The organism is Pseudomonas sp. G(2018), from assembly GCF_005502415.1.
Lineage (GTDB): Bacteria > Pseudomonadota > Gammaproteobacteria > Pseudomonadales > Pseudomonadaceae > Aquipseudomonas.
This window is the reverse complement of the sequence record NZ_SCOO01000007.1, coordinates 243,799-263,160: the sequence shown is the minus strand read 5'-3', so window position 1 is coordinate 263,160 and position 19,362 is coordinate 243,799. Positions and strand designations below refer to the sequence as shown.

Annotated in this window: 18 protein-coding genes and 2 pseudogenes; 7 read left to right on the top strand and 13 right to left on the bottom strand. The window is 58.1% G+C overall.

Annotated elements, in window-relative coordinates; genetic code table 11:
* From FFS64_RS10325 to speF, 4 genes are all read right to left on the bottom strand, one after another.
* Window positions 1-333 (bottom strand): transporter substrate-binding domain-containing protein (locus FFS64_RS10325; RefSeq protein WP_137805288.1); only part of this gene is annotated, 333 nt, incomplete at its 3' end.
* 43 nt (window positions 334-376) lie between these two features.
* Window positions 377-1,717 carry a putrescine-ornithine antiporter gene (potE, locus tag FFS64_RS10320; protein ID WP_137805287.1) on the bottom strand — a complete coding sequence of 447 codons (1,341 nt, stop codon included), beginning with the start codon at window positions 1,715-1,717 and terminating at the stop codon, window positions 377-379.
* A 209-nt stretch (window positions 1,718-1,926) separates the two neighbouring features.
* Entirely contained in the window at window positions 1,927-2,202 is a 276-nt protein-coding gene (locus tag FFS64_RS31665; protein ID WP_256660438.1) for a hypothetical protein, read from the bottom strand.
* A 34-nt stretch (window positions 2,203-2,236) separates the two neighbouring features.
* Window positions 2,237-4,420 carry an ornithine decarboxylase SpeF gene (gene speF / locus FFS64_RS10310; protein WP_137805286.1) on the bottom strand — a complete coding sequence of 728 codons (2,184 nt, stop codon included), beginning with the start codon at window positions 4,418-4,420 and terminating at the stop codon, window positions 2,237-2,239.
* Window positions 4,421-4,718: 298 nt separating this feature from the next.
* Between speF and FFS64_RS10305 the strand changes: the two genes are divergently transcribed.
* Both FFS64_RS10305 and FFS64_RS10300 read left to right on the top strand, forming a co-directional pair.
* Window positions 4,719-6,419, top strand: coding sequence for an aspartate:alanine exchanger family transporter (locus tag FFS64_RS10305; RefSeq protein ID WP_137805285.1), 1,701 nt, complete (start codon window positions 4,719-4,721; stop codon window positions 6,417-6,419).
* 131 nt (window positions 6,420-6,550) lie between these two features.
* The gene (locus tag FFS64_RS10300) at window positions 6,551-6,775 is read left to right on the top strand and encodes a hypothetical protein (protein ID WP_137805284.1); all 225 of its coding nucleotides are present in this window, start codon (window positions 6,551-6,553) and stop codon (window positions 6,773-6,775) included.
* A 31-nt stretch (window positions 6,776-6,806) separates the two neighbouring features.
* On the opposite strand, the gene FFS64_RS10295 is transcribed toward FFS64_RS10300, so the two are convergent.
* The 3 genes from FFS64_RS10295 to FFS64_RS10285 form a co-directional block, all read right to left on the bottom strand.
* The gene (locus tag FFS64_RS10295) at window positions 6,807-7,067 is read right to left on the bottom strand and encodes a hypothetical protein (protein WP_137805283.1); all 261 of its coding nucleotides are present in this window, start codon (window positions 7,065-7,067) and stop codon (window positions 6,807-6,809) included.
* 122 nt (window positions 7,068-7,189) lie between these two features.
* Complete coding sequence (locus tag FFS64_RS10290) at window positions 7,190-7,864, bottom strand: NADPH-dependent F420 reductase (protein ID WP_137805282.1); 675 nt, start codon at window positions 7,862-7,864, stop codon at window positions 7,190-7,192.
* Window positions 7,865-8,007: 143 nt separating this feature from the next.
* Window positions 8,008-8,610 carry a proline racemase family protein gene (locus FFS64_RS10285; protein WP_218571080.1) on the bottom strand — a complete coding sequence of 201 codons (603 nt, stop codon included), beginning with the start codon at window positions 8,608-8,610 and terminating at the stop codon, window positions 8,008-8,010.
* Between the two features lie 266 nt (window positions 8,611-8,876).
* On the opposite strand from FFS64_RS10285, the gene FFS64_RS10280 reads away from it, so the two are divergent.
* Complete coding sequence (locus tag FFS64_RS10280; RefSeq protein WP_218571079.1) at window positions 8,877-9,908, top strand: GlxA family transcriptional regulator; 1,032 nt, start codon at window positions 8,877-8,879, stop codon at window positions 9,906-9,908.
* A gap of 111 nt (window positions 9,909-10,019) precedes the next feature.
* Window positions 10,020-11,642, top strand: coding sequence for a mechanosensitive ion channel family protein (locus FFS64_RS10275; RefSeq protein ID WP_137805280.1), 1,623 nt, complete (start codon window positions 10,020-10,022; stop codon window positions 11,640-11,642).
* Window positions 11,643-11,663: 21 nt separating this feature from the next.
* Here FFS64_RS10275 and FFS64_RS10270 read toward each other — a convergent pair whose 3' ends face one another.
* On the bottom strand, window positions 11,664-13,115 hold the full coding sequence (locus FFS64_RS10270) for a HAMP domain-containing sensor histidine kinase (RefSeq protein ID WP_137805279.1): 1,452 nt from the start codon (window positions 13,113-13,115) through the stop codon (window positions 11,664-11,666).
* Between the two features lie 318 nt (window positions 13,116-13,433).
* Between FFS64_RS10270 and FFS64_RS10265 the strand changes: the two genes are divergently transcribed.
* Complete coding sequence (locus FFS64_RS10265; RefSeq protein WP_137805278.1) at window positions 13,434-13,892, top strand: VOC family protein; 459 nt, start codon at window positions 13,434-13,436, stop codon at window positions 13,890-13,892.
* 117 nt (window positions 13,893-14,009) lie between these two features.
* Here FFS64_RS10265 and FFS64_RS10260 read toward each other — a convergent pair whose 3' ends face one another.
* Window positions 14,010-14,627 (bottom strand): LysE family translocator, encoded by a 618-nt coding sequence (locus FFS64_RS10260; protein WP_137805277.1) that lies wholly within the window; start codon window positions 14,625-14,627, stop codon window positions 14,010-14,012.
* A 184-nt stretch (window positions 14,628-14,811) separates the two neighbouring features.
* Here FFS64_RS10260 and FFS64_RS10255 point away from each other — a divergent pair, with 184 nt between their 5' ends.
* The gene (locus FFS64_RS10255) at window positions 14,812-15,264 is read left to right on the top strand and encodes an Lrp/AsnC family transcriptional regulator (protein WP_095196175.1); all 453 of its coding nucleotides are present in this window, start codon (window positions 14,812-14,814) and stop codon (window positions 15,262-15,264) included.
* A 452-nt stretch (window positions 15,265-15,716) separates the two neighbouring features.
* On the opposite strand, the pseudogene FFS64_RS32185 reads toward FFS64_RS10255, so the two are convergent.
* From FFS64_RS32185 to FFS64_RS31260, 4 genes and pseudogenes are all read right to left on the bottom strand, one after another.
* Window positions 15,717-15,848: pseudogene (locus FFS64_RS32185) on the bottom strand (IS30 family transposase); the annotation flags it as partial.
* Between the two features lie 322 nt (window positions 15,849-16,170).
* A pseudogene (locus tag FFS64_RS32180) lies at window positions 16,171-16,713 on the bottom strand (patatin-like phospholipase family protein); the annotation flags it as partial.
* 592 nt (window positions 16,714-17,305) lie between these two features.
* On the bottom strand, window positions 17,306-17,647 hold the full coding sequence (locus FFS64_RS10245; protein ID WP_256660437.1) for a hypothetical protein: 342 nt from the start codon (window positions 17,645-17,647) through the stop codon (window positions 17,306-17,308).
* Window positions 17,648-17,659: 12 nt separating this feature from the next.
* On the bottom strand, window positions 17,660-18,058 hold the full coding sequence (locus FFS64_RS31260; protein WP_171017076.1) for a hypothetical protein: 399 nt from the start codon (window positions 18,056-18,058) through the stop codon (window positions 17,660-17,662).
* A gap of 348 nt (window positions 18,059-18,406) precedes the next feature.
* Here FFS64_RS31260 and FFS64_RS10235 point away from each other — a divergent pair, with 348 nt between their 5' ends.
* Window positions 18,407-19,348, top strand: coding sequence for a GlxA family transcriptional regulator (locus FFS64_RS10235; protein ID WP_137805275.1), 942 nt, complete (start codon window positions 18,407-18,409; stop codon window positions 19,346-19,348).
* Window positions 19,349-19,362 lie beyond the last annotated feature (14 nt).

Below are 19,362 nucleotides of genomic sequence, written 5' to 3'. Positions count from 1 at the left end.
GGGTGGGGTCGGGGTGCAGAGGATATCGACCTTGCCCAGCTTCACCGCACTCGTCTCTTCGGCAACCGTGACGGGTTGGTAGCGCACCTGCAGGTTGGGCAGGTTGAGTTCGGTCTTGAGCTTGTCGGCGATCTTCAGGCACAAATCAATGGCATAACCGCTGGCTTTGTCGCCTTCCTGAACGCTGAAGGGCGACAGGTCTGGTACGTAACCCAAGGTAAAGGAATTGCTGGCGCGTACGCGCTCCAAGGTGTTGGCACTCGCCACTATCGGCAGCGCGGTGAACACCAAGGCAAGCAGCAGTCGAGTGGTTTTTGCAAATGGTACGTTCATGTCCGGTTTCCCCGAGTACAGATGTCTGTGCAGTCGTGATTGCCTAAACATTGCCGGTCCTGGCCTGGGTGGCGGGTGGCGTGTCGACGAAACGTTTGGCGAGGAAGCCATAGAGCAGGTAGCCGAAGGCGAGTACCAGGGTGCCGCCCAGTACCGCATCCTTGCCGCAGGCATACAGGGCGTACAACGAATAGGCTACTGCTATCAGCAAAACCACCACGTTGCGCGAATACACCGCGGGTCCTACCTGGGCTTTGTGCATGATCACCAGCAAGCCGGTCAGCGCTGTGATGTAAGGGATCAGGTTGGTCACTGCCGCCAGGCTCACCAGTTTGCTGAACTGCGCAGCGGCGTCGGGCGAGATGGTCGACACGGCCATGATCGTCTGCAGCACGCCGCAGACGATCATGCCGACGACGGGCGCATTGCTGGCGTTGACCTTGCTGAACAGCTTGAGGAACAGGTTCTGGTCGGCGGTCATCTTGGCGGTCTGGGCCAGGGTGAACTGCCAGCCCAACAGCGAGCCGACGCAAGCAATGACCGCCAGCGCCATCACGATGTTACCCACCATCGGGCTGAACATCTTGGCGTAGACCAACGCAAAAGGTGCCGAGGAGTTGGCCAGCTCGGCGTTAGGAATGATGCCCTGGATAACCGTGGTTGACAGCACATAGACCGCGGCTGCACCCAGGGTGCCGAACAGGCAGGCCAGCGGTACGTTGCGCTTGGGGTCTTCCACCGCATCGGTGGCCTGGGCCGCCGACTCCATGCCGAGGAAGGCCCACAGGGTTAGGGGAATCGCCTTGCCGATGGCCTCGGAGATCGCCAGTCCGTTCGGGTTCCAGGCGGCCTCCAACACCTCTGAGTCGAACCAGAACCAGCCGATGATGCTCAAGCCTGCCACTGGAATGATCACGCCCCACACGGTGAATGCGCCGATCTTGCCGGTGATGTTGGGGCCACCAAAGTTGGCAATGATGGTTATCCAGATCAGCGCGACCGTGCCGACGAATAGCGGAATGGCACCACTGCTCAGCCAAGGCACGAAGGCACTCAGGTAGCCCACCGCCGAGATCGCGACGGCGACGTTGGCGATCGCCAGGGACAGAAAGTACAGGTAGGAGCAGAGGAAGAACCCCGACTTGGCATGGGCTTCTTCGGTGTAGGCAGATAAGCCGCCGGAACGCGAGCAGAAGACGCCGCACTGAGCGAAGCAGTACGCGATGGCCATCGAGCCGATCGCCGTGAAAATCCACGACAACAGCGAGACAGCACCGAGTTGGGCCATATTGGTGGGCAGCATGATGATGCCTGACCCCATCATGTTGACCGTTACCAGCGTGGTGAGCCCGATCAGGCCCATTTTTTTGCTTGAATCAGCCATCGCACACTCCTTGCCCTGTTCGAAGTTTGACCCTGATCCGGTGACGAACTGCCAGCCACCGGGTAAGAGGGAAATCCTTACTGTTTGACCACATCGACTTTTTAGGTGGGGCGCCCTTGGCTATCGCGTTCGATCTCGACTCCATGGTTGTCGTGTTCGACGCCGGGGAATCGGCCATCGCCAGCAGGTAGTCAACAATGGCTTTTTTGTTAGGCATACCAAGCTTCGTCGCAGTGGATACGGTCGACGCTCTGGCTCAGCTTGCGGGTGGTGGTCTGCGCACGACCCACTGCAGTCTTCATGAAGGCAGTTCCGCCAGTGTGGCCCGGGGTGTGCCAGGAATACTCACGGGTGCCGGCGAAGTTTACCCGCGCATCGAAAAACGGCGGCAGGATGCTGTCGGTATGTTCCTGTGTGTTGGCCACAATCAGCACCGGGAAGCGCTGCGCCAAGTCAACTGGCAATCGAGTTTGCGAGTCACTCATGCATGTCTCCTTGAGCAATCATTTGGTCGCAGCATCAGGTCTTAAGCACGTATCCATATGCGCGGGTTCGACCACCTTCGTTTATTAGGTAGACACCCTGAAGTTCCGGGGTGAATCCGGGCAGGCGGTTGATACCTTCTTCCAGTGCTAGAAAGTACTTCAGCACCGCGCCACCCCAAATTTCTCCCGGCACCACGCAGAGTACGCCGGGTGGGTAGGGCAGCGCGCCTTCGGCAGCGATACGGCCATCGGCATCGGTCAACGCCACCAGCTCGACATTACCGCGGATGTATTCGATCTGCGCTTGCTGTGGATTCATGGCTTTTTTCGGAAAGTGCTCCTTGCGGAACATGTCCTTTTGAAGTTGCTGGACGTTATGGCTGCGGTAGAGGTCGTGCATTTCCTGGCAGAGCTGGCGGATCGTGTAGTTGCGGTAGCGATCTTCGTAGCGCGCGTAGATGGCCGGCAGCACCCGGCTCATTGGCGCGTCATCGCTAATGAACTGCTCGAAGCGCGCCAATTGTGCGGCCAGGTGGGCCATCTTCGCCCAGTCTTCCGCGGGCGTGAGCAGGAACAAAATCGAGTTGAGGTCACATTTCTCCGGGACAATGCCGTTCTGGCGCAGGAAGTTGGCCAGGATGCCGGCATGGATGCCGAAGTCGGTGTAACTGCCGTCCACCGGGTCGATGCCAGGAGTAGTAAACAGCAGCTTGCAGGGGTCGATGAAGTATTGTTTGTCGGCATAGCCGGGGAAGGCGTGCCAACGATCCTTGGGGTGAAACTCGAAAAAACGCAGGTCGCTGGCGATCGCGTCGGTCGGGTGGTCCTGCCATGGGCGCCCATTGATGGTTTCCGGCACGAATGGACGGATTAGGGTGCAGGCTTCCAGGATCAATTTGCGCGCGTTGATGCCGAACTTCACGCAGTCTTCCCACAGGCGCAAGCCGCTACGAGCGGCGTGGATGCGTGCATTCACATCCAGCGAGGCGAACAGCGGGTAGAACGGACTGGTGGAGGCCTGGGCCATGAAGGCGTTGTTCAACCGTGCGTGATTGCAGTAGCGGGACTGGCCCTTGATGTGGCGGTCCTTCTTGTGGATCTGTGAGGCTTGGGAGAAGCCAGCCTGTTGTTTGTGTACCGATTGGGTGACGAAAATACCGGGGTCGTCTTCGCCCAGGTCGAGCAGCATGGGCGAGCAATCCTTCATCATCGGAATGAACTGTTCGTAACCGACCCACGCCGAGTCGAACAGGATGTAGTCGCATAATTTGCCGATACGGTCGACCACCTGGCGAGCGTTGTAAATCGTGCCGTCATAGGTGCCCAACTGGATGATGGCCAGACGAAAAGGCCGCGGCAACTGAGCCTTGTCCGGGGCGACTTCCTTGATCAGCTCGCGCAAGTAATCTTCTTCAAAACAATGGGCATCAATGCCGCCAATAAAGCCGTAGGGGTTGCGCGCGGTTTCCAGATACACCGGAGTGGCTCCTGCCTGGAGCAAAGCCCCCTGGTGGTTGGATTTATGGTTGTTGCGGTCGAACAACACCAGGTCGCCCGGAGTGAGCAGAGCGTTGGTCACTACTTTGTTAGAAGCGGATGTGCCGTTGAGTACGAAGTAGGTCTTGTCCGCGTTGAACACTTTGGCCGCATGCTTTTGTGCCTGCAGGGCCGGGCCTTCATGGATCAGCAGGTCGCCGAGCTTGACGTCGGCGTTGCACATGTCTGCGCGGAACAGGGTTTCGCCAAAGAAATCGAAGAACTGGCGGCCAGCGGGGTGCTTGCGAAAGAATTGACCGCCCTGGTGACCGGGGCAGGCGAAGGTCGCATTGGCGGCCTCGGTGTAATGCTTGAGCGCGTCGAAGAAGGGCGGAAGCAGTCCCTCTTCATAGGCCTTGGCGGCCGTCTCCAATTGGTTGCCGTAGTACTCGGCGTTATTGCTGGACAAATCAAAGACACCATTGACCTGCAGAATGACGTCTTGTAGCTGCTTATAGACTTCCAAGGAGCGACTGCCGCGGCTCTGCGATGCAACCAGAAAAATCGGAATGTCGAATCCGGTTCGCCTGATGGAGTCCAATGCCCCCGCTGCCAAATCATCCACTGAAATCACCGCGACGGCGACATCGGTAAAGTCGGTCTGTGTGAGGGGAACGACTTCACGGGCAGTACGGAAACAATCTCGCGTCGCTTCGCTGGCCGCAATTTTCAAAGCGTTCATAACCAGACTCTCTCGATGCAATAATGTCGAAGGTCCTGGGCAAGTCTCTTCAGAGGCACTTCTGTCCGGGTTCAGGAGCGATAAACTCTTTGGGTATAGTTCAAATATTTTTGTTTGATACTTTTTTGGGTGTTTTTTTGTCGGGCCTACGAAATTTTTGGGCATGGCAAAAGCATTCGGGCCATGTTGGTTTTATAGCGCTTCGGTACTCAGCTACCGGCATGGATTCACACGCTACGCTACTGCCTAAGGCCTTTCTGGTATGCGGGCAGAAACGTAGCGAAAGGGGAATCAACCCATGCAGGTAATCTTCACGTTTCTCCATGCCAACCCCTACATGTTGCTGTTCCTGGTGGTCAGCCTGGCGGTGCTGATCGGCCGCTTCACCATCAAGGGATATGGGTTGGGTACAGTAGGCGGCGCCATAGTGGTGGGCTGTGGCGTTGCCATTGCCGCATCCTTCTATGGCATCACGCTCAAGCTCGACACCTTCACCATGAACCTCTTCTACTACTTGTTCATGTACGGGGTAGGGTTGCGGGTCGGTCCTTCCTTCCTCAATAGCCTGAAGGACGATGGGCTGAAGTTCACCCTCCTGGCGGTCATCTGCAGTTTGCTCAGCTTGGCCGTGGTGGTATTGGGGGCTCGTCTTTTGAACCTGCCGACAGGAGCGGCCGGCGGCATCCTCGCCGGAGCCACGACCATGTCTTCTGCCATTGGCTCGGCCGAACAGGCGGTTGCCTCAGGTGCCGTCAAACTCGCAGCGGGCGACACTGTCGAGGGGGTATCGGCGATGATTACCCTATCCTATGGCATTACCTACATATGGGGCACCATCGGCATCGTGCTGATCTGCAAATATATGCCGCGCTGGTGGGGGGGCGATGCCAAGGCGGCAGCCCACCGCTATGAAAAGCAGCATGGCATGCATGATGTCGAGGACGACGGCCTCACCGCAAACAAAGCCTTCGGATTGCGTGCTTATCGCCTGGAAAATCCTGCGACCATCAGCCTCAGCATCCGCGAATTCATCACTCGATTCCCGGAGTATCGTATCGTCGATGTCCATCGCAGTGATGAGTCGATAGGGGCAGATCCTGAAATCCGGCTGCAGGCGGGGGATGTGATTGCCCTTGGAAGTACGCGTACAGGTCTGACGTCCAACATCGGTCTGATCGGCCCGGAAGTCGATGACGCCAAGGCACTCGCCGTACCACTGGACCAGGCGGAAATCCTGGTGACCGAGAAAACCGTCATCGGCAAGAAACTCAAGGAGTTCCGCGGATTGGACCTGGCCGGGCAGCTTCAGCTGACGCGCATCCAGCGCGGCGGAGTACCGCTACCCGCGGGGCCGGAGACCCGGTTGCAACGTCGCGACGTGCTTTTCGTCACCGGCCTGTCCGGAGCCGTGCAACGTGCCGGCGAGCTGTTTGGCGTCATCGCCCGGCCAAGCAGCATGACCGATTTATTAACGCTGTTTGTCGGCATGACCCTGGGGCAACTGATCGGTCTGATCCAGTTTCACGCCTTTGGTGCCTCTGTCGGCCTGGGTAGCGCTGGCGGCCTGATGGTGTCGGGCATCATCGTCTCATCACTTTCCTCGCGTCTGCGCTTTTTCGGTAATACGCCGAATGCAGCACGTAACATCCTTGAGGACATGGGCCTGCTGGTATTCGTTGCGATTGTCGGGATCAATGCCGGTGCCACCCTTTTGGCCCAATTGACGGGTACGCTCGCCGTGCAGATATTCCTGGTGGGCTTCGTCGCCTGCATGCTGCCGCCTTTCGCTGTCTGGGTGGTTGGTTTTCACTTGATGAAGATCAATCCAGCGGTGTTGATGGGCGGCATGGCCGGCGCCCGCAGTCATTCCGGCCCGTGTCAGGAGGCCGCGACAGAGATCGGCAGCAACGTGCCGTGGGTCGGTTTTCCCGTAGCCTTTGCTGTCTCGGGAGTCCTGCTGACGGTCTTCGGTTACCTCGCCATGATCCTCGCAGATTGACGCTGACCGGCAAGCCAGGTTTTACGGATTCATAACGACCTTCCGCTTCTGGCCGATTACTGCCAATCAGGAAGGACCCTACTCGACCCAAAGCAGTGTCAGCTGCACTTCTCTCAAGCCGAGATCCCGCCATGCACCAATACACACTGCACTCCCTATTCAACGACGCGCCTCGCGAATACGTATTCGAACTCAAGCAGTCTCAGCTGCCCGTGCATGAGGCGGCAATGCATCTTTTACAGCTGCATTTTGGGGATGGGGAGAACAGCCTGCTCATGCCTTCAGCGGACGCAACGCCGCAAGAGATCCTGGCGCAGGCTGAACGGGAAGGGCTGACCCGGATCAGGGTTGTTTGAGTTTCTGAGGAGGCAGTGGGCGTTGTACTCCTTATTTTATTTGGGTTCCGGGCACGAATAATTTACCGGGATCGTCGACCTCCTTCAGGTCGACCAAGGCTCGGCAAACGCAATGTGAGAATTGTTTCTGCAACGTATCGGGGTCGTTCCACGCTATTTGCGATGCTTGCAAATGTTGCCCCTCGGGCGATTTGTAGCAAACACAATTGTCGAGTCGGGTGACACCGTCATTTGTACTCTGACAAGCGGTGGTCAACAAAGAGATCGCGATGAGCGTGACGATGCGTTTCATGGGCTCCCCTCCGAGACTGTTGTGAAGGGCGAACATAGCAAAATGCAATTTGCTCAATGAGCCCGACAATAGAAGGAAGCTTAGCTGTCATTTTCCATCGCTCAATAATCCGGCGATACTCGCTAAAGACCCAGCTTGCGTTTGAGTTCGGCCTCGCTCCAAAGGCCACTGAGCGGGCCGCCCGGAAGGCCTTCATGGGCTCGCGCCAACGGGAACAGCACCGGCACGAAACCGGCGTCGCGCACCAGGCGGGCGCCCAGTTCACGGGCCTGGGCGTCGTCGGCGAAAACCGGAATTGCCTTGTTTTGGCCGGACTGGTCTTTCATGGCGGCGTAGCCTACGGCGTTGAACGCCCGCGCCAGGTGCACCCCGGGCAGATACTGCTGGTCTGCCAGGGCGACGCCTGCCTCCAGCGCCTTGCGCCCGACGTCACCGTCGCGGCTGCTGAACGGGTTGCTGGTGCTGAACAGTACCTTGCCGTCGAGCTTGCCTTTGAGCTGTTCGGACAGCACCGGCATTGCGCCGTAGGGAACGCTCAACACGATCACATCGCCCCATGTAGCGGCATCGCTTACGGAGCCCGCCCGCGCGTTGGGACCGGCGGCGTTGACCAGGCCTGTCAGCGCCTCGGGGTGGCGTGAGGAAAACATCACCGCGTGCCCGGCTTTTGCCCATAGGGTGCCCAGCGTACCGCCGACCTTGCCGGCACCGATCACGCTTATCTTGAGGGTGTCCGCCATGGCCTGGCTGGTGCACAGCACCATGGCGGCAATGATCAAAAAGAGGATTCTGGACATGCGCAGCGCTCCTGTGTGGGAAAGCGGTCCCTTAACCACCGTAGTAGAGGCAGCGCATAAACGAAAGGTGCGTAGGCGGGCCCGTCATGTCAAACGCCCGGTGGATGCCGGGCGTTTGTTTTTTACAGGCTCATTTGAGCGTGTCAGTTGACGACGAAACCCGCCCCGACCGGATCATTGCGCTCGATCACCCAGCGCGAAGTGCCCAGGATGCTGGCCGTGCCCTTGACGGTCGGACGCACCGCGCGGGTGCCGTTGAGGTCGACTTCGCCCAGCAGGCAGCCTTCGAAGGTCCCGCTGCCCAACAGCCCTTCGGACAGAATGGGTTGGTTCAGGCTCAATTTTCCCCGGGCCTCGAACATGGCCATCATCGCGCTGGTGCCCGTGCCACCGGGGGAGCGGTCGAGCTGGCCGGCGCTGAAGACGTGGACGTTTTTGTAGAACGCGCCTTTGATGGTCGCCGGGTGCCAGAACGTGATGAAGTTGAGGTCGTTGATATGGGCCTCGGTGGGGTGCTGGATCTTCAGTTGTTTGTTGATCTGGTCGCGGGCCAGCAGGCCAAGGCGCGACAGTTCGCTGCCGTTGTCCGGGCTGATGCGCAAGTCGCAGTGGGTCAGGTCGACGATGCCGAAGTAGTTGCCGCCCCAGACCAGGTCCGCCTTGAGGTCGCCATAGCCCGGCAGATGGATCGGGATGTCCTGGGCGGCAACGTAGGCCGGTACGTTTTCGAAACGGGTCCAGAGCACGGTGTCACACATTTGAGGAAGGCTTCACCCCAATTACCGCCATACAACGCAACGGTCAGCTTTTGCTGTTCAGCCAGGGCGGCCTGTGAGGATATGCAGCCGGTAACTAAAAGAGCGACGGTGATTTTCTTACCTGTCTTCAGTTTCATCGTGTGTCCTCTGGGGCGTTGTTGGACTTTTTCCCCTTGTCTGCATCTTGCTCGTATCGTTGAGGCGAGCGCTTGCACTTCAGGGTCTTAAAGTTGAATAGTTAGGTCATGCCAAAAATGACTCAGATACATCGCGATTGCCATCTGCCTGACTCCCCCGGACTCGGGGCGGGAAACCGTCCGCAGCTGTCAGTGGGGCTGGTCCTGCTGGACCAATTCACGCTGGCGGCGTTTTCCGGATTTATCGATGTGTTGCGCTTGTCCGCCGACCTGGGGGGTGGCAGCCGGCAGATCCATACGGCGTGGCGTGTGATGAGCGTCGACGGCTTGCCGCGAACCTCCAGCGCCGGGATCGCCCTGGAGGTGTCCGGAGGCCTGGCGCAAGACCTGGACGCGTTCGATTACGTGGCCATCTGCGGTGGCAACGACTATCTCAACACCCACCTGCCGGCCCATTTTCGCGACTGGCTGCAGCGCGTAGCGAAGAGTCGCACGCGGTTGCTGGGCATCTGCACCGGCACGTTCGCCCTGGCGCAGGCGGGTGTGATCGGTAGTCGGTCGGTGTGCGTGCACTGGAATGTGCTGGATGCGTTTCGTGCACGTTTTCCCAAGACCCCGGCGGCGGTGGATCACTTGTTCATCGATGAGGGCGATCTGATCACTTGCGCCGGCTCGACGGCAGCCATCGACCTGGGTTTGTACCTGGTGGCCCGGCATTGCGGACGGGAAAAAGCCCAGCAGGCGGTGCGGCACATGATGCTGCAGGGTATTCGCCAGGGACGTCAGCCCCAGGCGCACTTCTATGCCAACCTGGCAGACATCAAGGATGAGCGCGTGCGGCAGGCCGCGCACTATATCGAGCAGCGCATGGACAGCCTGCCGACCCTGGATGCCATCGCGCGTTATGTCGGGCTCGGGCGGCGCCAGTTGACACGGGCATTCCAGCAGTCGCTGGGGCTTTCACCCATGGAGTTCCAGCGCTCGCTGCGGGTCGAGTACGGCGGCTGGCTGCTGGTGAACAGTCAGAGCAGCATCACCCAGATCGCCATGGACTGTGGCTTTTCCGACGGTGCTCATTTCTCCCGCGAGTTTCGCGCCCGGTTTGGCGTATGTCCGCGGGAGTACCAGCGCCTGGAGCGGGTAGAGTGATTGCGTGCCAATCACCCTTTATCCAGGAACGGCCATCTGACAACCCTGCATCACTGAACTACGCTGCGTTCTGAAACCCTGTCCCCAACCTGTGGCGTAAGGAACTGACACATGCGGAGCAGCAGGTTGCCTGCCTTGTTGATGGTCGTTTTCGGTGTGTTCTGGTCAATGCTGCTATGGGCCGGGGACGCCGTGGAGTCGGCGCAAGATGCCGTCGAATTGAAAGTGGCCAATCGCAGCATCATGGTGTTCCAAGCCACGGTGCTTGGCGAAACACCGGCTTCGCGGGTCAAGCGGGCCAAAGCAGTGATCGGTGAAGCCCTGGATGAGTCCGACGAGCCTGTCGTCACCCTTGACCCGATCCACGACAGTTATCTGGTGCTGTTGGGCACCCGGCGTGCCTTTATCGTGGCGCCCAAGGATGTCGACAGCCTTGCCTACGCCTCTGTCCTGCAGGCCGCAGAAGGCGCGGCACAGAAGCTGCGTCAGGTGGTGGCTGAAACCCGGGAAGCGCGCAACCTGCAATTGATTCTTCGCTCGCTCGGTACGGCGGCCATCGCCACGGTTGTGTATTTTGCGCTGCTCTGGGGGGTGGCGTATCTGCGCCGTCGAGTGCTCAAGCGGCTGCCCGAGTTGATGGATCGCCACACGCGGGCGTTGAAAGTGGGGCGGGTACAGGTCATTGAGGCCAATTATCTGTACCCCTTGGTCATCCGCCTGTTCTGGCTTTTGCGCTGGCTGGTCTTGCTGCTGCTCACCTATGAATGGCTGGGGTTCGTCCTGTCGCGGTTTCCCTACACCCGGCCATGGGGGGAAAGCCTCAACGATTACCTGTTCGAGGTGGCCAGCTACCTGCTTCAGGCCATCGTCGGCGCCATCCCCGGGCTGGGTGTGGCCGTGGCGATTTTCTTCATCGCCCGTGGTGCGACGGCGTTCAGTCGGCGTGTGCTCAGGCGCATGGCGACACCGGGCACCTTCAGCTGGCTGAACATTGAAACCCTGCAGCCTACCCAGCGCCTGACGTCGCTGGCGATCTGGCTGTTTGCGCTGGCCATGGCGTACCCGTATCTGCCCGGTGCGGGCACCGATGCCTTCAAAGGCTTGTCCGTGTTGATCGGCCTGATGATTTCGCTGGGGGCCACCAGCGTGGTAGGGCAGGCGGCCGCCGGGTTGATCCTGACGTACACCCGAACCTTGCGCCCCGGTGAGTTCGTGCGCATCGGCGAATACGAAGGCACGGTGACCGAACTGGGCATGTTCACCACCAGCATCCGTACCGGCCTGGGGGAAGTGCTGACCTTGCCCAATTCGATGATCACCGGCACGGTGACCAAAAACTATTCCCGCACGGTGCAAGGCCCGGGCTATGTGGTGGATACGGTGGTGACCATTGGCTACGACACACCATGGCGTCAGGTCGAGGCCATGTTGCTGGAAGCCGCCAGGCGCACACCCGGTGTGCTCGAAGATCCACCGGCGCAAGTGTTCCAGACCGCGCTGTCGGATTTTTATCCCGAGTATCGCCTGGTGGCGCAGGCCATCCCCAGCCAACCCCGACCCCGCGCCGTGCTGCTGAGCATGCTGCACGCCAATATTCAGGACGTCTTCAACGAATACGGCGTGCAGATCATGTCGCCGCACTACCTGGGCGATCCCGAAGAAGAAAAGCGCGTGCCCAGGGACCAATGGTTCACGGCACCGGCGCAAGCACCCGGGGAGGTGCGACAGCGTTGAAACGCGGAATTTTCTGGAAGGTCAGTGCAATGCGCCGGCTCTTCTATCCAGGACTCTGAAACTCAATTGCACCGCCGCACCCTGTTGTTCATGGTTTGTCAGGCTCGCTTCTCCGCCAAAGCTTTGCATGATCTGCTTCACCATGGTCAGCCCTATACCCAGCCTGCCTTGACGGGTGGTGTAGAAGGATTTGAATGCCATCATTTCCTGTTGCCTTGACGTTCCATTCCCGGTGTCTGCAATGGTGAGATGCAGCCATTGATGGGCTTGGTCCACGTTGGCCTGGAAGGTTAACCGGCCGCCTGCCGGCATCGCCTCTATGGCATTGGCCACGACACTCTTGAGAATCTGCGAAAGCAACAGCGGATTACTGATGATTCTTGGGGTCGGTTCATTGTTGAACTCGACCTGGATTCTTGATTGAGCCAGCTGCTGGCTGAAACCATTAAGTGTGGTTTGCACTATCGCCATCGGATCCACCAGTTCGACCTCCCCGCGGATCGGGCTCAAGCACAGCAGCAATTCATGCACCCACCGCGACATCCGATCCACCTGACTGACGATATCGTCGATGTTCTTCCTGGCGGGTTGGCCGTCCATGTCTCTGGCCAACTCTGCGCTTGAGCGAATGCAGGCCAGGGGGTTGCGAAGGCTGTGGGCGACCGCCGTGGACATTTCGACCAGGCCACCGTAGGTCTTGTTGGCAACAACCTGGTCCTCTTGCAAGGCCAGCACAATCGATGCGCGTCGGGCTATCCAATAAACCCCGAAATAAAACAGCAGGCCGCCCATCGTCGACAGCCAGATGATCCAGTGCCCGCGATTGAGGCTTGCAATCAGGTCAAGCGGCTCCCGGTAAATTTCAACCACCGCCTGGATGTTCCCACCGTCATCCAAAATGGGGATGTAGCTCTCGACGAAGAACATTTTGGGGGCGCGAAAAAATTTCTGCTCTTTGCGGTCTTTATCCACCTCTTTGTACTTGGTTGAAACCCGATCTTTGGCGTTGAATGCCTCTTCGAGCTCGTCATTCAAAATGTGCTTTCCAACCAGTTGCGGGTTGGTCGACCAGACCACCGTCCGAAGGGGAGAGTAGATAGAGATCAAGAGCAAATCCGGGAGGCGCGAAAGGTAATCCAGGAACTCGGATCTGACACGCTGTCCGTTTTTTGACAGCACCTCATCTTGTACGTGTTGCACAGGCTCTGCAATCTGCAGGCCGGCCAGCCCGTGATGGCGTATCTCGCCTTTGGCGATGGTCTGAATGAACTGCGCAGACATCAGGGCATCGCGTTCGAGACTTTCGGTGACCAGGAACCGTGTTGACACGGAGCCGAGCCCAAAAGCAATCACGCCAATGAGCAGGAAACTGACCACCGAAAACCAGCGCATAAGATTGAATTGGCGGGTGGGCGCAATCGAGTCAGCCGTTCTTCGGCGCAAGCGTCGGAACAATGCGGCAGTGGCGTGCATAGGGATTGCCCCAGGTGTGCTGCTGATCTTGTTGTCGCAGCTTCAACCGCTCAATGGTGCGTGGATGAACAAATAGCATTCTCTATGCCAAGGGTTTGACGACGATCCGGGTTGTGTCTGATAGACCGGGTGCTTGAGCGATGCAGGGCAATTTCATGGCCTATCCGCAAGCACAGCAGGCTGTTGCAGGAAGCGGGTAGCAAGGCCCATTTGTGGGGAATTCGGGTGTCGGCTGTTCATGACGGATCGTGATGGTCATGTTGATTTTTCTTGAGGGGGCGTGATTACCATGGTCGCCGTTTCGGCAGGAGGCATGCAATGGAGCTGAAGTTCAGTCACGTAGATGTACTGGTGAAAAATCTCGACGAAGCCTGTGCGTACTACGCGCAGATCCTGAAAGCCAGGATCTCCAAAACACTTGTGTGGGAGCGCGGTGGTCTGCACGTACGCTATGCGATCGCGCTGATCGGTCAAGAGCGTTTCATGTTGGTACAACCGTTGGCGGGGAACCTGAAGGAACTGATGGACAGCGCGGGCGAGGGCATGATTTACCGTCACTGCTACTCGACACCGGACATCGAGAAGGCCTATGACGAATTGATACTCGCCGGTGTTCAGCCGGAGGACGAAAACGGCAAGCCATTAGCCCGCGCGAACCTGCAATCCCCGTCCGGGGCACGTATCATTTGGTTGCCCAAGCGCTTCGGGCACTTTTCTATCGAGATCCTGGAAGACAAGGCGCTGGAGGCGTTTGTCGAAGCTGCGTTCTCCTTGTAGGAGCAAAGCTTGCTCGCGATGACGGCAGTCCCGTCAACACGGCATCGCGGACAAGCCCGCTTCCACAGGTACGTGTATTTCACAATGTTGTGTCGGTGATGCCTGCACAAAAAATGATTAGCCACACAGCTGCTCGATCGACAGCACCAGCGCAATGATGATCATGACGGCTCCCGAGAAACGGCTTACCTGTCGAGCGGCATCAGGGCGTGCCCGAAGAACGGCTTGCGAGCCGAATCCGACCAGCAGGTAGATCACGCCGCAGCTGAACGTGTGGACCAGGCCGAGCGCAATCATCTGCATCGGTACAGGCCAGGGTGCGGTAGCGTCGGCAAACTGAGGCAAGAGCGCAAGGAACAGCAGGAACACTTTGGGATTGAGCCCGCTTACGCAAAGCCCCCTGAACGCCCAGCGCTCCCATGAACCGGACACCTGGGCTTCATCCGCGCGAGGGGTGGAAGGGCGCGCAAGCATATTGGCGCCCAGCCAAAGCAGATAGCCCGCTCCGGCCACTGTAAGTACCGACATGGCCACGGGATGGCTGGCGATCAGTGTACCCACACCGCCGGCGACCACCATCGTGGCCAGCAAATGTCCGGATAACAATCCGCCCACGGCGGGCACCACGACTCGATGCTTCAGGCCCGCGGATATGGCGTACGCCCAATCGGCCCCGGGCGTGATGACAAACAGAATCGACACCCCCCAGAACGCAGCAAAAACACTGAGGGTCATGGCGCCACCCGCGTCAGTCGTTCACAAAACGCTTTATTCATCATCCGCCTCGAAAGCCAGGACCTTCGCCCTTTTGTTGAAGGACGTCCGGTCGTTAATGGTGAAGGGAAGAATAATGAAAAGAGGTTAGAATTTACTTTTAAAGGTAATCGTTGCCTGGTCAAAAATGGGGAGATATTTCTACTTGGATAGAACTGATCGAAAGATTCTTGCTGAACTGCAAAAGGATGGCCGTCTTTCGGTGACCGAGCTTGCCGAGCGCGTAGGCTTGAGCCTCTCGCCGTGCCATCGGCGCGTACGTGCACTGGAAGAAGCCGGTGTATTGCTGGGCTATCGTGCGCTACTCGATCCCGGTGCTTTGGGCCTGAACTTTTCCGCCATGGTATTTGCCACGCTTCGAGAGGGTGACCGGCAAGCTGTCGAGGCGTTCGAAACGGCGCTCATTGATATCCCGCAAGTGGTCGATGCCCAGCGGTTGTTCGGGGAGCCGGATTACCTGCTGCACGTTGTTGCCCAGGATTTGCCTGCGTTTCAACGACTTTATGATGAGCGTTTATCGACACTGCCTAACGTGCAGCGGCTGACCTCAACCCTTGTGATGAAACGGGTCATTCAGGACAGGCCGCTTCCTTTGTGACAGGTGTGGGTGGGAGCAGGCTCCCTCGCCACAGATGTTTGGTTTTTGGCCGATTTCCGCACTTCCCGAAAAACAAAGGCCTCGCACACCCATAAACGAAGGAGCTATTGAGCTTCGTTGTGGTCGATTCAAATAGCGAGGCAACAATAGTGCGCAACAGTGCCATCGCATCGAGATCCTTCAGACAGAGAGGTGAATACCTTGAACAACATTATCTACATCATTGGGTTGGTCGTGGTCATTGCAGTAGTCCTGTCGTTCCTCGGATTTGCATAGTCGCAGGCGGGCTGCCTTGGCTGGTTGCATTGATCTGACCGGCACCCTTGTCTATTCATTCCTAAAAAGGGGCGAGCGAGCTGCCCGCCCTTGGCCAAGTTGCTCGGCAAACTGGCGACCTCAGTGTTCGGCCTCTTTGAGATTTGCTATCTGAATGTCCGCATTCGGCAGGGGACTCAACCGGTCGATGCAACAGACTGGCTAAATTTTTCAGCGGGTGTTTCGTCGTTGAGTGTTTTCCGAGGGCGGCGATTTATGCCACGGATAACCCTTCGCGCTGAGTTGAAAGGCGTAATCGAATAAACGCTTCATGTACTCGCCATCGAATTTCCGACTGTGCGCACAGGAAAAGTCGGAGCCAATGTAAGCAAGACTGAAATCCGCTCCATCCTGCTGCGCCATACGGTAGATTCGCTCCAGGTCGCTGATTCCCTGTGTTTGAATCAAAGCACTGATGGCTCGACCGCCGATGCTCAATGTGCGGCGCTTGGTCCCGGACCACTGCGGCTCCAGTGTCCCATTACGAATGACATAGAAATGACGTTCGAATCGCAAAGGTGCGCCGGTGGCTTTGCTCAGTGACATCACGGTGCTGGACGGGTAAAGGAACACTTGAGTGATGACTCCGCCGTCCACGTGCATTTCCTGGAATTGTTTGCCGTCAACCTCCACATCGATCATGACGGGCGAGACTGCTCCGGGAATGCTCATGGACGCGAGCATGATGTTGCGAAAGAGGTCGAGCGCGCCCGGTGCTTTGCTGGCGGCAATGGCGCCCATGTTCCAGGTGACTGGCCGCCCTGAATCAAGGTCAGTGGTGCCGATCAGCAGAATTCGCCCTTTGGCGTATTCCGCCGCAATCGCCGCAAGAATCTGCGCAGTGACGTATTTTGCGATGAGTCTCGACAGCGGCTTGCTGTCCGCTATACCGTCGCTGGCAAGACGGGTCAGCACGCTTCGCGAATGGAAAATGTCTTTCGGTCCGATTGCGTTGGAGACATACCGAATCACGCCGTCGTACTCCGACCCCAGGTACGCGAATGGGGCGACCAGGGCGCCCGCGCTGATGCCCGTGACGACCTTGAACAGAGGGCGAGTTCCATGGGTGGTCCATCCGGCTATGAGTCCCGCTGCAAATGCGCCGGCATCGCCGCCGCCCGAGATTGCCAGCATGCTTGCCAGTGGCAGGACATCGTTCGGCTTCCCGGCCCTGGCAAGCACTTCGCTCTCACGTTTGTTGGACTGAACCGCATCCTGAATGAACGGAGTCAGGTCGTGATCCAACCTGTAGCGAGCATCGGGAATGCCTGGGATGACGGCTTTTTCCGTCAAGGTTGGCGGAACAGCGTCACGGCGCGGCAGCCACGCTTGAAGCAACATGTCCAGAGTTGAGGCGCCAGGTCTGAGCGGGAATGATTTCAAAACGCCTCCTCCGGCCTCTGCAGTCGACAGTAGGCGCGCTCATCGTCCGCGAGAAAGCCTTACCCATGGTGCCCAGGATTGCTCACGCCAGCCGAATGAAACGCGTCAATTCGAACGCCAGGCAGCTCATTTTGCGCTCCTTTGCAGGATAAAAAAACGTATTGGTCGCGCGTTCCAGGTTCTAGACGAAAGCCTGCTCGTATTCGCTCCGATCAAGCTTTCTGGCGTATCCCGGCGACACTCAAAAGGACCAGTTAGATTCGTGGGCAGAGCGCACGCTCAATGAAAAGAGGAAAAGTAATCGTGCTGACTGCGCCGCTTTGCGCGCGGTCCCAGTAACTGATCAATTATCGCGATCACACTTGACCTCTTTTTTATATTCATCTCGTTTGGCTTCGATTTTGACCTTGCACCCACGCTCCCAAAACTCGTCTTTCCACTCGCCACGACGCCAGGTGGCGCCGTGACCATTCGGGCATTTGATCTCTTCCTTGTATTCGTCGTCCTTGGACTCGATCTTTACGTTACATGGCCCGTCCCGGTACTCGTCCTTCCACTCGCCACCCTCGTGTTCGCCTCGCCGGTAATCCGCTGAGGCTGGCATCAACATGACTGAGCCGATCGCAGCCATCACCCACCTGGCCAGCATGAGTCTCACATTCATCTCGGTACCTTTGACTAACATCGTGACGCCTCACTAGCGACGATAGTAGCGATGATCGTGCTCGTAGCGGTGGCGCATGGCTCGATCATGGTGGCGCTCCCAATCACGACGGCGTTCAGCTTCCCGGCGGGCTTGCTCTCTACGCCACTGGTCTCGACGCCAGTCGTCTCGGCGCCAATTGTCCCGACGATCGTGCCAACGGCCGTCATGCCAGTATCGGTCGTCATGGGCAAGCAACGGCCCCGACTGTTTGTCGGCCATGCTGCTCAGGGTCGGCCAAGGGTTGCCGGCGGCCTGGACAGGTGCCTGAACGGCTGTGACTTCAGTTGTGAAAGCAGGAGTTGAGGTCTTCATCTGTGTTGCTGATGCCGAGCCCAATGCCGCGAACGCGAACAGGCCGAAGAGCACCATCCGTGGGTCATGGAATTTCATGAGCGAAGACAACCTCTGATTGACAATGGACGTGTGGCCATCTGGCTGCGGGAAGCCTGTGAGGTCGCGCTTACCGGGCGGATGCGCCTATCCACATAGACCGATAAATAGAGAAAAGTTCTAGGGAGCCGCTGCTTAAATAACTGACGAACTCAGTGTTGCGCTTCTTTGAGGTTGGTTAACTGGATGTCCGGCTTTGGCTTCACAGTACAGTCCAGTCCGCTTTGGTGACCTCTGGATAGTCAGGGAATCGATCGGCATATTCTCAGGGGCCGAGTGCGATGCAAGATGATTGACCATGGCTTGAAATGCCCGTATAGCTCGTGTCAGGCCACAGAGGTTTGTCCTATGATCACGATTGGCTTCGTTTTGCCGCACGGCTTCCAAATCATGGGATTGGCGGCAGTTTCCGCGTTCGAACTCGCGAACGGCGCGGCGGATGAGCCGTTGTATGGCATCCGACTCCTCTCGCAGAGCGGTGGCGGTGTTCCCAACTCGTTTGGTGCCCCTGTTGAAACGAGTCCGCTGTCGAGCAGCAAGGTTGATACGCTGATCGTCACTGGCTGGATGGATCCGACCCCGTCTCCGGCTGACTTGATTATCCAACTGCGTAAGGCATCCGAGTCCACACGGCGCATCGCATCGGTCTGCACCGGGGCCTTTATACTGGGTGAAGCCGGATTGCTTGATGGTCGACGAGTCACCACGCACTGGTTTCATGCGCGCGATCTTCAGAAACAGTTTCCGAAAGCACACGTAGAGGACGATCGAATTTTCATTATCGACGGACCTATCTGGACCTCTGCCGGGATGAGCGCCAGCATAGACTTGGCGCTTGGCATGATTGAGAAGGATTTCGGCCCGGAACTGTCCCGCAAGGTTGCCCAAGACCTGGTCGTCTATCATCGACGTGGCGGCGGACAGTCTCAGCACTCGGCGCTGTTGGAGTTAGACGCCAAATCCGATCGCATCCAACGTGCATTGACACACGCCCGCCAGAACCTGCGCGCCCCACTGACAGTAGAAGAATTGGCAACGGCAGCCCATCTGAGTCCAAGGCAGTTCAGCCGAGCGTTTCGAGCCGAAACCGGACAATCGCCCGCCAAAGCCGTCGAACACCTTCGTCTAGAAGCAGCGAGGGTGATGGTCGAGCAAAGCCGTCATTCAATGGACGAAGTCGCCTGCGAAACCGGTTTTATCGATACAGAGCGAATGCGCCGCGCATTCCTGCGGGCATTCGGGCAGCCCCCGCAGGTTCTGCGACGCAATGCGCGTTTGGCGGAAGCTTAGGAAGGACATAAAAA